Source organism: Rodentibacter caecimuris, assembly GCF_010587025.1.
GTDB lineage: Bacteria > Pseudomonadota > Gammaproteobacteria > Enterobacterales > Pasteurellaceae > Rodentibacter > Rodentibacter caecimuris.
The window spans coordinates 2,034,478-2,051,771 of sequence record NZ_CP040863.1; the positions used below are offsets into that span (position 1 = coordinate 2,034,478).

Here is a 17,294-nt window from a genome sequence, read left to right on the forward strand (position 1 = left end):
GTTAATTACGCGATTTCCAAAGTTTGATCAGGCGTTGATAACGTTCGGAAACTTGTAGGATCAATTCCTCATCATTTAATTTACCTGCCAACCATTCTATTGAGGGTTGCCCGAAGATGGTTCTTCCTACGGCAAATCCTTTAACCAACGGTTTATTGGCTGCGGCATTGAAAATGGCTTCAAATTGTTCTTCCGGTGCATCTAAACCTAAAATTAAAATACCTCTGCAATAGGCATCATTTTTTTGGATTAATCCACTGATTTTATCCCATTCTGATGAAGATAAACCGGGTAATTTCCACCAATCCGGTTTAATACCTAATTGATAAAAATGAGCAATTATTTCAGCATAATATTTTACATCTTGTGCCATGTCATGGGGCAAAATGACCTCAAGTAGAAATTCATGTCCGGTTCTACAACAGGTTTGATAAATTTGTTTCAAACTTTCGTCTTGTTCAGACTTCATTCCCGGCTCATCTTTTGGGTGATAAAATACTAAACACTTAACCACATGTTCTTGTGGCCAACTGATTAATTGGCTACCAAGATCACCATGCTCTAAACGTAAAGGACGAGAAGAAGGGAGCTCAATTGGGCGGCCAATCCACCATTTTCTACCTGTAATTTCATTAAGTGCTGCTTGCCCGAAAGTGGTATCTGCTAAGATACCGGCATTTCCGTGGATAATATTTTCTTCATTTGCTGCTTTTTCTGCCGCCTTTAAGAGAAGCTGCTTTAATTTCGGTATTAGCGTAATATCGGCGCCAACTTTTTTTGCCATATCGACAAGTTGTTTACGGTGATCAAAAGCAAAGATACATAAATCATCCCATTGCGTTTTTCGAGTCGTCACTCGGTGTAAATGATTAAGTTCTTCATCAAGATCCGGACGGGGAACAAATTTCTCACGTGCTAAATAATTATCTAATTCGACTTTTGTCGGCATAGCAGGAGCGCAGCCATGGCGGGAAACGACCAAAGCACCGCAAGCATTTGCATAACGACAAGATTGTTCCCAACCCTCATTGTTAATATAGCCTCGAATTAATCCTGACATAAAGGCATCACCTGCACCGAGAACATTAAGGACTTCAACGCGTACCCCATATACATTGAGACCACCGTCAAGGTCATTCGGTATATCGCCTTCAAAAACCGAACAACCTAACGAACCGCGTTTACAGACTAAAACTGCTTGAGTGAATCGGCGAATATTTTTTAATGCCGTTAAGGTATCTGTGGAACCTCCGGCAATATGGAACTCTTCTTCCGTTCCGACCAAAACATCAAAATGATGTAATACTTCTTGCAATGATTTTGTGACGGCTTCCGAATCAATAAAGCGTGTTTCACCGTCACCTAATGACGTCAGCCCCCATAAAACAGGGCGATAATCGATATCAAGTAAACGTTTTGTGTTATTTCTTCCCGCATATTCTAAGGCGGTTAATACGGCTTCACGTGTTTTAGGGTGGGATAAATGAGTTCCTGTAATTGCTAATGCTTTTGCCGAGGCAATATACGCTTCGTCAAAATCATTTTTAGTAATCGCCATATCCGCGCAATTTTCACGATAAAAAATGAGGGGAAAGGTATCTTGATCTTTAATTCCTAAAATAACAAGGGCAGTTAACCGCTCTTTATCGGTGATAAGGTGGCTGGTATCCACTCCGACACGTTGGAGTTCTTCACGGAGAAAACGTCCCATATGTTCATTACCGACACGTGCCAACATGGAGGATTTCACACCTTGAACCGCCGTGCCGTAAGCTACGTTACCCGAAGAACCGCCAAGGTATTTAGAAAATGACGACGCATCTTCTAATCTGGCTCCAATTTGCTGAGCATAAAAATCAACTGCAACACGTCCTAGGCAAATAAGATCTAATTTTTTTTCAATCTCTTTCATAGTGTGACCTCTTCTGTTTTCTATAAATTTCATTCTAGATTAATTGAAATATTTTTTTCATAAAAAATCAACTTTAAAAAAATAGTTTTGAGATGTCGATCACATATCCGGCTAAAATTTTGTAAATTGGCTCGGTTATCTACACTTACTTTTTATGAGAATATGAGTAAAGTAAGCTAAAGGTTGAGTATTTAGGTTAAAAATTTGATCTATGTCTCAAAAGTGAAATTTTTATTTCAAAAATATTCCAATTTAAAAAAAGCATAAATATACTACAACTCATATCAAATGATCTTGAAGAGGGCGCAATGAAAACGACAAGATTAACTGTTGCACAGGCATTGATAAAATTTCTTGATAATCAATATGTAGAATTTGATGGCAAAGTCACAAAATTTATTGAAGGAGTATTTGGTATTTTTGGTCATGGCAACGTTTTGGGAATTGGCCAAGCACTTGAACAAGAAAGCGGATCACTGATTGTCAGACAAGGGCGTAACGAACAAGGTATGGCACATGTGGCTACGGGATTTGCAAAACAAAATTTACGTAGAAAAATTTACGCTTGTACTTCCTCCGTTGGACCCGGTGCGGCGAATATGATTACGGCTGCAGCAGTAGCTACGGCAAACCGAATTCCACTTCTTTTGTTGCCGGGAGATGTTTTTGCCACCCGTCAACCGGATCCGGTGTTACAACAAATTGAACAGTCCTACGATTTGAGTATTAGTACCAATGATGCTTTTAAAGCAGTGAGCAAGTATTGGGATAGAGTAAGCCGTCCAGAGCAACTGATGACGGCTTGCATAAATGCGATGCGTGTCTTAACGGATCCGGCGGAAACGGGGGCCGTGACTATCGCACTCCCACAAGACGTTCAGTCTGAAGCCTATGATTTCCCTGACTATTTCTTACAAAAACGGATTCATCGAATTGAACGAACGTTACCAACCGAACCGATGCTTTCTTCGGCATTTGATCTCATTATGAAAAGTCAGAAGCCTCTCATCATTTGCGGTGGTGGTGTTCGTTATTCTGAAGCGGCAGATCAATTAAAAACTTTTGCGGAAGTATTCCATATTCCGTTTGCGGAAACGCAGGCAGGAAAAAGTGCGGTCATTTCTTCTCATGAATTTAATGTAGGCGGTATTGGTGAAACTGGCTGTTTATCCGCTAATTTACTTGCAAAAGATGCGGATCTCATTATTGGGATAGGAACGAGGTACACCGATTTTACCACCTCTTCAAAATGGCTTTTCCAAAATCCAAATGCAAAATATTTAAATATTAATATTGCCCGATTTGATGCTTATAAACTTGATGGAATACAAGTTGTTGCGGATGCGAAAAAAACATTGGAAAAACTGACCGCACTTTTACAATCGGCTCACTACTTAGCGAACTGGGGAAATCAAATATCAGAGGCGAAGCAACGTTTTAATGAAGAATTACAGCGTCTCTATCATATTACCTATTCTGATTATTTTATTCCGGAAGTGGATGACGCATTAGAGAGAGAGAAAGTCTATGAGGAATTTATTAACCTTACGAAATCTTGTTTACCTCAAAGTCGGGTACTCGGAATTTTAAATGAAGTGTTAGATGAAAATAGTGTGATAGTCGGTGCAGCCGGCAGTCTCCCCGGTGACTTACAACGGGCTTGGCAATCAAAAGGCGAAAACACTTACCATCTGGAATATGGCTATTCTTGTATGGGGTATGAGATAAATGCGGCTTTAGGCGTTAAATTGGCACAACCTGAAAAAGAAGTTTATGGCCTATTGGGAGACGGTTCCTACATGATGTTGCATTCGGAGCTTGTGACTTCTATTCAAGAGGGTAAAAAAATCAATGTAGTTGTATTTGACAATATGACTAACGGCTGTATTAACAATTTACAAATCGGTCATGGGATGGGGAGCTTTGTAACAGAATTTCGATTCAGAAATCCGGCAACGAACCAACTGGATGGCAAGTTTATACCGATTGATTTTGCGATGAATGCCGCTTCTTATGGCTGTAAAACCTATAAGGTTACAAATGAAGAAGAACTACGGTTTGCACTTGCGGATGCAAAACAGCAATCTGTTTCAACTTTAATTGATGTTAAAGTTTTACCAAAAACAATGATTCACGGTTATGGAAGTTGGTGGCATGTGGGCGTGGCAGAAGTCTCGGAAAAAGAGAGTATTCAGGAAGCATATCAACATAGCTTGAAAAATATTCGCAAAGCAAGACGCTACTAGCGCCGTATTTACATTTAATTCTCTTATGAGTAAGGAAAAAACGATGAAAGCTGAAAATGTAAAATTAGGTATTGCCCCGATTGGTTGGACTAATGATGATATGCCGGATCTGGGTAAGGAAAATACCTTTGAACAATGCATTAGCGAAATGGCGCTCGCCGGCTTTACCGGCTGTGAAGTGGGTAATAAATATCCACGTGATGTAGCACTCTTGAAGCGTAAATTAAATGCCCGTGGTATTCAAATCTGTAATGCTTGGTTTAGTACATTTTTTGTTGACGGTAAAAAAGAGGAAACGATACAAGAATTTATTAAGCATCGTGACTTTTTACATGAAATGGGGGCGATGGTTATCGGTTGTTCGGAACAGAGTCGCAGCATTCAAGGTACGACAAAATCCGTTTTTAAAGAAAAACCGATCTTTACTGAAGAAGAATGGCAAAAACTTGCTGAGGGTTATAAGGAACTTGCCAAACTCGCAGAAGAAAAAGGGATGAAAGTTTGCTTGCATCATCATATGGGCACAGGGATTCAAACTCCGGCTGAAATTGATCAATATATGTCAATGGTTGATGATAATGTTTATTTACTCTTTGATTCCGGTCACATTTACTACTCTGAGGGTTCTCAGCAAGCGATGATTAAAGTATTAGAAAAATATATCGATCGCATTTGTCATGTCCACCTAAAAGATGTCCGTGATGAGGTTGTTGCGGAAGTAAAAGAAAAGAACTTAAGTTTCTTAGAGGGGGTTCGTAAAGGGACATTTACCGTTCCGGGAGACGGCGTTATAGATTTCAAACCGATTTTTGACATTCTGGATAAACACAATTACAAAGGTTGGATGGTGGTAGAAGCCGAACAGGATCCGGCGATAGCCAATCCGTTTGAGTATGCGGTGAAAGGTCGTCAATACATTAAAGAAACAGCGGGGATATAAATATGATTAAGGTTGGTATTATTGGGGCCGGGCGTATCGGTCGTGTGCATTCTGAGAGTATTGCAAAGTATGTCAAAGGGGCGGAAGTTAAAGCCATTTCAGATGTAAAAATAACAGAGGAACTAATTAATTGGGCGAAAGAAATGGGCATTCCAAATATCTATGAGGATTACAAACAAATTCTTCAAGACCCGGAAATTGATGCCGTATTGGTTTGCTCTTCAACTAACACTCATGCTCCTATTTCAATTGAAGCGGCTCAAGCCGGAAAGCATATTTTTTGTGAAAAACCGATAGATGCCGATATTAACAGAATTAAAGATGTGTTATATGAAGTAGAAAAAGCAGGGGTAAAATTCCAAGTGGGGTTTAACCGTCGTTTCGACCATAATTTTAAAGCAATTAAAATGCGAGTAGAAAATGGAGATATTGGTGAACCCCATTTAATTCGCATTACATCCCGAGATCCGGATGCTCCTCCTATTGAGTATGTAAAAGTGTCCGGAGGAATGTTCTTCGATATGACAATCCATGATTTTGATATGGTTCGATATTTATCGGGTAGCGAGGTGGTTGAAGTCTATGCGGTCGGAGCCGTGTTGGTTAATCCGGAAATTGGGAAAGCCAGCGATATTGATACGGCGGTGATTACGTTAACGCTTGCAAATGGTGCTATCGCGGTGATCGATAATAGCCGTAAAGCGGTTTATGGTTATGATCAACGCGCCGAAGTATTCGGTTCAAAAGGTTCGGTTCAAACCAAAAATGATGTCGATTCAACGGCGGTTTATTCCTGTGAAACGGGGGTTATTGCGGAAAAACCAAAATATTTCTTTTTAGAACGTTATATGCAATCTTTTGCAGAGGAAATGGCTTGTTTTGTTGAAGCTATTATGAGTGATAAACCTACGTTAGTGACGGGAAATGACGGATTACAGCCGGTTATTATTGCTCTGGCGGCGAAACGTTCTCTTGATGAAGGGCGACCGGTTAAAATAAGCGAAATTGTTTAATACTGTAAGAAAGCATTCCGCATAATGGAATGCTTTCTTCCTATAAAAGACAGGATGAAGCACTTGTTAAAATATCAAATATTTACGCTCTACGTTAATCCCACTGAATCAGCTTCTATATGGTAGCCATATCTCAATCAATAGACCCGTTTTAAACTTTTCGCTGTCTTTTAACTTCAATGTGCCGTTGTAATGTTTCACAATTTCCGTCGCTATTGCTAAACCAAGTCCTGATCCCTGTTGTTCCGAGCCTAGAATGCGATAGAAAGGATCCAACACACGTTGCCGTTCTTCTTTTGGAATTCCCTTACCGTTATCCTCCACTTTCAATATGAGCCCTTCGGGAACAGCTTGCGTACTTAGGTCTATTTGGCTGCCGTTTGGCGTATAGCGAATGGCATTGTCGGTCAGGGTTTTGATGAGTAAATAGAGATCCGTGTCATTACCATAAAATGTTATGTCTTGTTCACCCTCCACTCCTAAATCTTGCTGTTTTTCTAACGCGAGGGGGAGCAAATCTTCAATAACTTGGCGGAAAATGGTTTGTATTTTGACTTCGGTATCGATTTTTTCTACTTGATTTTGCAAACGGGCAAGGGAAAGTAATTGTTCCAATAAATGACGGCTACGCTGAATACCTTGCTTGACGCCCCTAATTTGGTTGTTTACCTCTGTTGGTAAATTTTGTGTGGTAAGCCGTTCTACTTGTAAAGAAAGTGCGGTCATCGGGCTACGTAATTCGTGTGAGGCATCGGCAATGAAACGTTTTTGTTGCTGAATAAAGCCGTTTATGCGTGATAATAAACGATTAATTTCCACCACAAATCCACGGATTTCAGTTGGAAGATAATCCGTTGGCAAGGGTTGCAAATTTTGTTCGTGTCGCTGTTCCACTTTTTTTGATAGGCGTTGCACCGGTTTCATGGCGAGTCTCACAATCACCATGGTGAGTAAAATCACAAGCGGAAATAATACAAGTAGCGGTAATACACTTGTCCACGCCTGACGAAATGCCAAGGCTTCGCGATAGCTGTTATCTTGAATCACGATAATTCTGCCTTGCGGCGTGTTGCGTACATAAGTGCGGTATAGTTGGTCGGCGTTTTTTTCATGTTGATAAGGGCGAATTTTTCGTGGCATATTCTCGGCGAGCATACGGCGATATTTTTTCCCCTCTTTTTTTAAATTGTGAAATCCCTCCGCCATTTGTGGAGGAAAATCTGTTGAAGGGACATCGGGGCGATTGCGGTCAAAATAGACCCGAACACGCCCGTCAAGCATTTTGGGCGGTAAAAGTGCGGTCGGATTTTCCGATAAATTGACTGACCCTGAAAATCGTTCCAACATTTCATCTTGCAGTTTATTGGTTTCTCGGTAGGTGTTATAAAACGACATACCGCCTGCGCTTAGCGCCACGAGAGTGAATAGGGCGGTGAAGGCTAAAGTTAAGCGCAGTTGAAGAGAGTTTTTCATCCTAATATTCCAAATTTCATATGTGTTTTGTGAGATGAATTAAGCCAAACTATCCCGCCTGGTTAATTTTTGGTGACAAGCCAGCCCACACCACGTACATTTTTAATATGTTCTTTACCAATTTTTTTCCGTAGGCTATGAATTAAAAAATCAATGGCGTTACTTTCCACTTCGTCGCCCCAAGCGTAAATTTTATCTTCTAATTCTGTACGGGAATGAATAATCCCTGGTCGGTTCATCAAGGCTTGTAAAATCGCAAATTCTTTATTGCTTAAAATAATCGGCTCGGATTGATCAGCAACGGAAACTTGATAATTAGTCGGGTTGAGGGTGAGTGAACCGTTCGTCAATAATGGAGTGTTCTGCCCACCTTGTCGGCGTAACACTGCACGAATACGGGCGAGCAATTCGGCAAGATCAAAAGGTTTAATAATATAATCGTCTGCGCCACCATCTAAGCCTGCAAGGCGGCTCTCCAGATCATCGCGGGCTGTAACGATTAAGACGGGCGTATGATTTTGGCTTTGGCGTAAATGGCGTAACACTTGCAATCCGTCTCTCTCGGGTAAGCCTAGATCCAATAACACTAAATCATAAGGTTGTGCTGCCAATGCCTGTTCCGCCATATTACCGTTATTAACCCAATCCACTGCATAACAAGCGTTTTTTAAGCCGTCCGAAACCGCTTCTGCGATCATCTGATCGTCTTCAACTAATAAAATTCGCATTATTTTTCACCAAACTAAAATCTCCGCAGAGCCGGCTCATCATACCGAAAATTCGAAAAAGGAAAACCGCACGTTACGAAAAAGTGCGGTCAGTTTTCAATTAATTTATTTGTAGCGGACGTTCAGCGTGGAAACCACCTTTGTCTCCTGCTTTATGATGATGTTTACCTTTACCGTGTCTGTCTTTGTGTTCGCCTTTATGCACACCTTGGTGTTTCATTGGCATATCCATAATCTGCCCGTTTTCGCCATTTACGATAACATGGAAACGTTGTCCGTTAGCAAGAGTTTCAATTTTATAAAATCCTTGCCCGTCTCGAAATATGAAATCGGCTTCAGCCACTTTGCCTTTTGTTTTGTCTATGGCGATATTCATTGCCTGCTCAAAGGAAATTTTCGGTGTAGCTTGCTCCGAGCGAATTTTCACCTCTTTTGGCGTTTTGTCGGTGATACCTAAAATTTCACCGTTTACTGCATCGACATCTACTTTGTGGTGCTGATTATTGGCGAATAAATCCACCTCAAAATAATCTTTACCGTATTTGGTGTGGTGAAATTCCACTTCTTTCACTTTGGCATCCGCCCCGATTTTATTTTGTGCAGCACGCAATGCTTGGATTGCAGTAATGGATGTTTTCGCCAAGGCTGCTTGTGCGTCCGACGACATTGCTTGAGCGATATTTACCACACCAAATGTCACGCTTCTGGCTAATAAAGTGGTTAATAAGGTTTTACTTGCTTTTTTCATACGTTTCTCCTTGTTTGAGATTGAATTTTGAAGCAGTGAAATACTGCCTTTCGATGGTGTGTATTCTAAGGAGTAAGAATTAGGGAAAAATTAGCAAATAAAATTTCTATAAAAATGTTAACGCTATCACAAAATCAACGTTTGTTTGTTGATCATTAACATGCGAAATTACTATTATCAATAAATGGAATTTGAATTGATAACAACTCTCTGTTTATTTTTTGTAAATTTAAAGCGGGTTTATTTTCAATTAATTACTTTGTTTTCTCGTCAGGTTAATGAGATTTTTGTAAAAATAACCGTAATCCCATTAATTTATTGCTTAGATATAGCATGAATGGCACTTTAGGCTACATAGTATTTCCGAAAAAATTTAAATTCAGTTAATTGTTTCATTTAGAGATATATAAAACTGCATTATACTAACGCTATTTTTATATGTGTTAAATAAAGGATGATTTATGGCAACCCAATCCGACTACCGCTATACCCTGAATGCAGGCGATAAATACCCTTTTGATGTAGTGAGTTTTCAGTTAATCGAAGGGCTTTCCGAGCCGTTTAAATTGGAATTGAAGTTATCCAGTTTTGACCCCAATATTCCCTTTTCGGCATTGATGGATAAAGCGGTTACGTTCACGTTTTGGCTGGGGGATAAAGCGGTACGCTATGTCAATGGGATTGTCACAGGTTTCGGATTGGGTAAAACGGGCTTTGTGCGCACGCATTATAACATGGTGGTGGAGCCGGCATTAGTGCGGGCAGGGTTGCAATCGGACAGCCGTATTTTCCAACATCAAAACAGCGAAAAAATCATCCGCACGTTGTTACAAAAAAATCGGGTAGAAAAAGTCACCTTTGAACCCTTACCGTCGGATTGGGAGCGGGACTATTGCGTACAATATCGGGAAACGGATTTCGCCTTTATTGAACGCTTAGCGGCAGAAGAAGGCTGGTATTATTATTTCAAGCATGATGTCGGCAGCCACGAATTATGCTTTGCCCATCAAAGTCGGTCTTCGCCCATTTTAGGCACCCTCACCTATAACGCCAATCCGGCAGGCGACCGCCCTTTTGCTTGTCTTTGGCAGTTTGAATACCGCCACAGACTGACCACAAATCGGCAAACTTTACGTGATTACACCTTCTTAAATCCTAACTACCACCTAGAACATCAACATACCGCCCAACCTGCTGCCTCAAGGGATTCTTCCTTATCTCAATCGCCTAAAAGTGCGGTCAATTCGCCGAGTGTTTATGAACATTACGATTACCCCGGCCGATACAAACGGGACGAACAAGGTAATCCCTTTAGCCGTTATCGGCTGGAAGCCGAACTGGCGCAGTCAGAAACGGCACAGGCTATGGGGGACGATATGCGCGTCATCCCCGGTTATGGTTTCAACTTATCAGGACACCACTCAGCGGCATTCAACCAAGCATGGTTAGTCGTACGTGTCGAACATAGGGGAACTCAAATCGGCGTATTAGAGGAAGAAGCGATAGAACAGGCAACGGTTGAAGACGAAACCTCAAAAAGTGGCAACCATTACGAAAACACCCTATTCCTCATCCCCCACCATAAACCTTGGCGCAGCCCGCCAAAGCCCCGCCCGATTATTCGCGGCACCCAAGTGGCGCATGTCGTCGGCCCTGAAGGCGAAGAAATCTACTGTGACGAATGGGGACGGGTCAAACTCCAATTCCCGTGGGACAGACGGAGCAACGGAGACGAACATAGCTCTTGCTGGATACGGGTGATTCAAGGCTGGGCAGGTGCGCAATACGGCAACATGATGATACCGCGAATCGGCGATGAAGTACTGGTCAAATACCTCAATGGCGACCCCGACCAACCGATTGTAGTGGGGCGCACCTATCACAGCACCACCGAACCGCCCTATAAACTACCGGAACATAAAACCCGCACCACAATAAAATCCAAAAGCCACAAAGGTAACGGCTTTAACGAACTGCGTTTTGAAGACGAAAACGGACAAGAAGAGATTTTTCTCCACGCCGAAAAAGACCTCAACCACATTGTCAAACACGACGAAACCACCCAAATCGGGCATAACCGCACCGAACAAGTCAGCCGAAACGAAACCGTCCACATCGGCAACAACCGCACGGAAACGGTCAACCAAGACGAAGCCCTAACAATTAACCGCGACCAAATCAAAACTATTGGTCGCAACCGCCTCACCAAAGTGGAACAAGATGACCTCCTCAACATCAATAACAACCGCTACGTCAATGTACACGGCGACACCATCATTCACGTCGGCAATGAACTCAACATCGACATCGCCCAACACGGCAGTTGGCAGGCGGGCGAACTGTTTGAGCAAATCTGCGAACAGTTTGACTTAGAGGGTTACGAAACGGTAGAAATCAGCGGCCCGGGCGGTTCGATAGTTATCAACCGAGAGGGAATTGAGCTGATCGGGAATGTGTATATTGAGGGCGAGCTTTGTCAGGAAAGTACCGAGTTGGAACATGTGACGCGTTTTAATACGGAAGTGAATTCAGCCACATTACCGCCAATGCGATTGACGTTTTTCCAATCGCCGCATACTAAACGTCCGCTGATTGGCATGCCTTACACGCTTTATGCAGACGGTCGGGAGTTAGGTCGAGGCGTGACAGATGATAAAGGGGAAATCGAAATTGTTCATGAAGAGCATATTGAAAAATATGAAATTCGATTTGTTAACGGTTTGAATTATGAAATTCCCATGATTGAGTCATTTGAAAAAGAGAGCAATAATGATGAACTAATGAATGAGGGATTCTATCAATATGACGAGACCAACCACCAATCTGTTTTAGATATTGCAAAAGTTTATGATGCGTTAGTAAAAGGACTAATCAAGTAAGGAAAGAATATGTCAGATAACGGTAAAATCATTCGTGTCCCCACAACGAAATATAAATTGTGTTCGACCATCAATTTTAGTTGGTTTTTAGAGAATGCAGAAAAATTTGACAATGGAACCCGTAGCCAACCGGTGCCGGCGACCTTTAAAGCCTTAGTCAACGGCAAAGAAGCCTTTGAAGAGTTGCATAACAGAATTGAAAATGCCAAATCCTCTATTGATATTGCGATTTGGGGCTTTCAGCCGTCTATGCATTTTAAACGGGACGGTCACTCGCCTTGTATTGGTGATTTATTGATTCAAAAAGCCCTTGAAGGGGTGAAAGTGCGGATTTTGGTGTGGAGTATGCCTTTAAACCTACAAACGGTAATGGAAGCCAATTTAGGGTATCGACCGGATGCCGTTAAAAAAAGCGTCCAAGGCGTAACTAAGGAACAAAAGGATTATGATCGTTGGTGGTATGATGCAATTGAGGGGGCGTTAGATGAAGAACTGGTTAATTTTAAAAGTAGCAATCATGATTGGATGATTGATGAAATAGAGAAACATAAAACATTGATGGAATTTACTAAATCACCGCAACGGACAAATCTCATCTATAAAAATCGAAAGGTAGCAAAACAGGAAAATAATTATAAGGACAAAACATTACCCGAAGAAGCTCAACGCCGGCAAAAACATAACTTTAAGGATACGACCTTGCCGGACGGTTCTTACAACGTTGCCTTAAAATACGCCCCTTCCCACCATCAGAAAACGGTATTAATTGATTATGACAAACCTGACGTTGCCGTAGGTTTTGTATTAGAACATAACATGGTAGATAACTATTGGGATACCGGTGAGCATTCGCTAAAAACTACCGCACCGAATCAAGGCAAAAACAGCAAGACACCACTTCAAGATGTCTCCAGTATCGTAACAGGACAAGTCTTATGGGATATTAACCACAATTTTTGTCAATCTTGGGATAGAAAAAACAATACGCAATGGGATAGTGATGCTGTTGAGACCAATTTAACGGCACAGCGTAATGGATTGACCCGTGAACATTATCCGCCTAATCCATCACTGGTTGAGGGGAGTAAACTGTTGATGGCACAAATCCTACGCACCTATGACCAACCGGATGTCGAAGACATTATGAAAGTCTATTTAAAAAATATTAAACAGACTACCAGCTATCTTTACACCGAAAATCAATATTTTCGTTTTCCACCGTTAGTACGGGAATTTATTGCCCACTGGGAAAACCTGAAAAGCGGCGGACGGGCTGAAGGGCCGATACACTGGTTTACCGTAACGAATTCTTCCGATGAAGGCATTGGCAAGGGCACGTACACCACCAATGAAATGTTTAAATTATTGGGCAAACAAGAGGTGATGCCGGGCGTGGCGAGAGCGATTAAACGTCAAGAGCTGGAACTGGAATTAGGCAAACGCAAAGTTAATCAAGCGATTTTGTATAATAAGGCAAGGCAAATGCCTACCCCGGAGGGAAAAGCAGCGGCGCAGGCGGAGTATCAAGCCAACGAACAAGAAATTCAACGTCTTGAAAAAGAGCTTGCCGATTTCAAAGCCAAACAGCGTGAAGCTGAGAAAAAACAAGCGGAACAGAAAGCAAAGCATAAAGAAAATGCTCAAACGATTGAAAATCAAGAATTAAGCCAAGAAGAGAGTAATCTCACCAAAGAACTAGGCTATGAAATCAGCGATACGCCGGGCATTAAAGCGCATATTTGCACATTAATGCCAAAAGATGAGCACGGCAAATATGTGCATAGCTACAAAGACAGCAAAGGCAACGAGACATTAACAGAAGTTTATGTACATTCCAAAGTCACCATTATGGACGATGTGTTTACCGTTATCAGCTCGGCCAATCTGAACACGCGGAGTATGCAGGTGGACACGGAGCTAGGCATTATTATGGAATGTGGCGAAGTAGCGGAAGGGTTACGCAAACGCTTATGGGATTTGCACACCAATAAAAACGGGGCAGCCAATCCGGATAATCTGCATGATTATGCGGTGGCGAAAGAGGCATTTAGAAAATGGGGAGAATTAATTGAAAGAAATAAGAGATCGCAAAAAGATGGAACTTCTCCGGAATGTGCATTACGGGAATTTTATCGGGCGGATCCAACGGTTAGTCGGAGTGATTAATGATGGCACGAATTTTTAAATGGTTAGTGATTAGCATAATCGCCTTAATTGCAATCGCGATTTGGGCAGGCAATCGTTTCTTCAACGGGATTGATTTGGGTGGTGCGGGGCATACACCTTCAAGCAATTTTATTGAAGACTATATGAATAAATATCAAGCGGAAAAAAACAAAATGGAAAAAATGGAACAATTACAGGCAAGTCTGGAATTTGTCTGCAAACACGAAGAGAAACCCGAACTCTCGGCAGAAACTCAACAACTGTATAACTATGCGTTGTACCACGACCTGCACAATATGTGGACGGGCAAACGGGGCGATGCGGTATGGAATGGCTTGGCACGTTATTATCGTATTGCAGCACTAAACGGCGATTATAAAGCCAATATCCGCTTGCAATATCTACTCAAAAGCGGGCGTATCAGTGCCGATATGCCGCAAACAGAAGTGCATAATCTCAATGAAGAGTTGGCAAAACAGCTACCTGCAACAGCGTATTATAATCTGTACGGTTATTTAGATGTGGGGTATGGCGTGCGTACCGAAAAAGACGGCAAGTATGCTTATTTAAGAAAGGCGGCGGATTTAGGCAGTCGGGAAGCTCAGTATGTTGTTGGAGATATTCTGACAGATATTAACGATGAAGAAACAAGACCGCTACGTTTAAAAATTTATGACCAGCTGTTAGCTTGCGCTTCGGAACAAGGATTAGGTAAAGCGTCAGTTATGTTAGGTATTGGGCTTGAAAGAAAGAAAGAATATCAAAAAGCACTGGAAGTATTTCATCAAGGTGTAAAGAATGGTAGTGAGCTTTCTGGTAATGTTTTATCAGAAGTTTTTAATAATAAAAGAAAAAATAAGTATTTAGATGATTTAAATCTTAAAGAAGATAGTGAACGATCTCGTCGTTATAAAATTATCGGTGATTACCTTTATGAAAAAGACTACCTCCAACCCAAAGTTCCCGATCTCGACGATATTGTACCATTACCGCCAGCCCCCTTGCCGGAATGGGACGGCAAAATCGCCTTTCAGCGTTGGTATGAGGGGGAAGCTCCGCCAAAACCAAGTGAGGCATTAATGATGAAACTGGCAAATCAGGCGGGCGTTCGAGTGGATAACGGGTTAGATTTAGAAACGGGTCTGCCGAAAAAACCGAAAAAATAACGGAAAAATGACTCATAAATTACTGAGTTGATTTATTCGCTATTACAGAGCCGTTGGCAAAGCCAACGTTCAAAATCCTTCGGATTTTGTGACCGCACTTTTAGGCTAAAGGGTTTAAAAGTGTAGTTACTTCTAATTCTTTACAACTAGAAGAGGACTACGGAATGGTGAAAAACTTTCGTTTAAAGCTGATGTTATTCAAGCTTTGACTCGAATAGAGTTAGCTTAAAAGTAAAGGAAGGTGTAATTGAACATCTAAGAAATAGATCTAACTGAGAAAAATCTATCGTTGATGGAAATCTTGACTGTGCGAATCCAAACTACTTAGGGGAAGTGAGTGAAAATACGAAATGTTGGATTGCAGATGTTTATGAGCAAGCGAGAGAGCAGTCAAATTTTTGGAACTGGTAATGTAATATATGTTCATGGGATCATTAACAAGCTTTATAATAGAAACCGCAAATTTTAACTTAATGTGAGGAGCCTATGTTTAAACAACTACAACAAATCGGCAAAGCCTTTATGTTGCCGATTGCTATTTTACCCGCCGTCGGTCTATTACTGGGTATTGGCGGCGCACTATCCAATAAAGCCACACTGCAAGCCTATCCGGTACTGGATAATTCGTTGCTGCAAGGTATTTTCCAAATTATGTCTTCTGCGGGTTCGGTCGTATTTGCGAATTTGGCATTGTTTCTTTGTATCGGTTTAGGTATTGGTCTGGCAAAACGGGATAAAGGCGTTGCCGCACTTGCAGCAGTAGTCGGTTATTTAATTATGAGCGGGACGATTTCTGCTTTAATTCCTCTCTTTTCTCCTGAGGTAAAAAGTATTGATACCGGTGTGATCGGATCATTAGTTATGGGCTTGGTAACAGTAAAACTACATAATCGTTACCATAATATCCAATTACCGCAAATCTTGGGCTTTTTTGGCGGCTCTCGATTTGTGCCGATCGTTACGGCATTTGCGGCGATTTTTATCGGCGCAGTTTTCTTTTTAATTTGGCCGACCTTTCAAGGCTGGTTAGTCTCTGCCGGTGAAGGTATCGCTTCAATGGGCGAGATCGGAACATTTTTCTACGGTTTTCTTATGCGGTTAAGTGGCGCAGTGGGATTACACCATATGATCTATCCGCTATTTTGGTACACAGAATTAGGCGGGACGGAAATCGTAAATGGAGAAACTATCATTGGGGCACAAAAAATTTTCTTTGCTCAATTAGCCGATCCTAACCATCAAGGTTTATTCACCGAAGGTACGCGTTTTTTTGCCGGTCGTTTTGATACCATGATGTTTGGTTTGCCGGCTGCTTGCTTAGCGATGTATCATTGCGTGCCAAAATCCCGTCGGGTAAAAATTGGCGGATTGTTTTTAGGCGCGGCGTTAACCTCATTTATCACCGGCATTACTGAACCTATCGAGTTTATGTTCTTATTCGTTGCACCTTGGCTTTATGTATTTCATGCATTTTTGGACGGTGTTTCTTTTTATATTGCCGACTTACTCAATATTTCCATTGGGAATACTTTCTCCGGCGGACTGATTGATTTTTTACTCTTCGGTATTTTACAAGGCAATGAGAATACGCATTGGATTCGTGTGGTTTTAGTGGGGGGGCCTTGGGCGTTACTCTATTATTTCTCATTTCGCTTCCTAATTACCCGATTCAATGTCATGACACCGGGAAGAGCGGAAGACACTGAAGAAAGTGCGGAATTACAAACGACTTCTCTCACCGAAAATGCCCACTATGTTATTGCGGGTCTTGGTGGGGCGGAAAATATTGAAAATGTAGATGCCTGCATTACCCGTTTACGGGTATCGGTTAAAGATGTGAAATTAGTCGATAAAGCACGATTAAAATCCCTTGGCGCGATTGATGTGTTGGAAGTCGGCGGAGGGATTCAAGCCGTTTTTGGGGCGAAAGCGGTACTATATAAAAGCGAAGTCAATCAGATTTTAGGAAAAGAAGATTAGATAATCGCTATCCTCCCCATGTTTTTGGGGAGGTTGTTTTTCG

At 41.6% G+C, this 17,294-nt stretch carries 11 protein-coding genes; 7 read left to right on the forward strand and 4 right to left on the reverse strand.

The features are described from left to right. Position 1: 1 nt before the first annotated feature. Entirely contained in the window at positions 2-1,912 is a 1,911-nt protein-coding gene (locus tag FEE42_RS09935) for a bifunctional 5-dehydro-2-deoxygluconokinase/5-dehydro-2-deoxyphosphogluconate aldolase (protein WP_164028400.1), read from the reverse strand. A 308-nt stretch (positions 1,913-2,220) separates the two neighbouring features. Between FEE42_RS09935 and iolD the strand changes: the two genes are divergently transcribed. The 3 genes from iolD to iolG are packed head-to-tail and all read left to right on the forward strand — an operon-like array spanning position 2,221 to position 6,111. After that, the gene (iolD, locus tag FEE42_RS09940; RefSeq protein WP_164028401.1) at positions 2,221-4,158 is read left to right on the forward strand and encodes a 3D-(3,5/4)-trihydroxycyclohexane-1,2-dione acylhydrolase (decyclizing); all 1,938 of its coding nucleotides are present in this window, start codon (positions 2,221-2,223) and stop codon (positions 4,156-4,158) included. A 43-nt stretch (positions 4,159-4,201) separates the two neighbouring features. Next, positions 4,202-5,098, forward strand: coding sequence for a myo-inosose-2 dehydratase (gene iolE, locus FEE42_RS09945; protein ID WP_059368038.1), 897 nt, complete (start codon positions 4,202-4,204; stop codon positions 5,096-5,098). 2 nt (positions 5,099-5,100) lie between these two features. Then, a complete protein-coding gene (iolG, locus tag FEE42_RS09950; protein WP_164028402.1) occupies positions 5,101-6,111 on the forward strand; it encodes an inositol 2-dehydrogenase in 1,011 nt (336 codons plus the stop codon). A 108-nt stretch (positions 6,112-6,219) separates the two neighbouring features. Here iolG and FEE42_RS09955 read toward each other — a convergent pair whose 3' ends face one another. The 3 genes from FEE42_RS09955 to FEE42_RS09965 all read right to left on the reverse strand — a co-directional run bounded on the left by FEE42_RS09955 (position 6,220) and on the right by FEE42_RS09965 (position 9,060). Continuing rightward, positions 6,220-7,584 (reverse strand): sensor histidine kinase, encoded by a 1,365-nt coding sequence (locus FEE42_RS09955; RefSeq protein WP_164028404.1) that lies wholly within the window; start codon positions 7,582-7,584, stop codon positions 6,220-6,222. A 62-nt stretch (positions 7,585-7,646) separates the two neighbouring features. After that, positions 7,647-8,312, reverse strand: a complete 666-nt coding sequence (locus FEE42_RS09960) for a response regulator (protein WP_164028405.1) — start codon at positions 8,310-8,312, stop codon at positions 7,647-7,649. A 100-nt stretch (positions 8,313-8,412) separates the two neighbouring features. Beyond that, on the reverse strand, positions 8,413-9,060 hold the full coding sequence (locus FEE42_RS09965; RefSeq protein ID WP_164028407.1) for a PepSY domain-containing protein: 648 nt from the start codon (positions 9,058-9,060) through the stop codon (positions 8,413-8,415). A gap of 461 nt (positions 9,061-9,521) precedes the next feature. Here FEE42_RS09965 and FEE42_RS09970 point away from each other — a divergent pair, with 461 nt between their 5' ends. The 4 genes from FEE42_RS09970 to FEE42_RS09985 all read left to right on the forward strand — a co-directional run bounded on the left by FEE42_RS09970 (position 9,522) and on the right by FEE42_RS09985 (position 17,251). Beyond that, complete coding sequence (locus tag FEE42_RS09970) at positions 9,522-11,939, forward strand: type VI secretion system Vgr family protein (RefSeq protein WP_164028409.1); 2,418 nt, start codon at positions 9,522-9,524, stop codon at positions 11,937-11,939. Positions 11,940-11,948: 9 nt separating this feature from the next. Beyond that, positions 11,949-14,105 (forward strand): phospholipase D-like domain-containing protein, encoded by a 2,157-nt coding sequence (locus tag FEE42_RS09975; RefSeq protein ID WP_164028411.1) that lies wholly within the window; start codon positions 11,949-11,951, stop codon positions 14,103-14,105. After that, positions 14,105-15,271 (forward strand): SEL1-like repeat protein, encoded by a 1,167-nt coding sequence (locus FEE42_RS09980; protein ID WP_164028413.1) that lies wholly within the window; start codon positions 14,105-14,107, stop codon positions 15,269-15,271. The genes FEE42_RS09975 and FEE42_RS09980 overlap by 1 nt, the downstream gene beginning before the upstream one ends. 486 nt (positions 15,272-15,757) lie before the next feature. After that, positions 15,758-17,251 (forward strand): PTS transporter subunit EIIC, encoded by a 1,494-nt coding sequence (locus tag FEE42_RS09985; protein WP_164028421.1) that lies wholly within the window; start codon positions 15,758-15,760, stop codon positions 17,249-17,251. Positions 17,252-17,294: the final 43 nt, after the last annotated feature.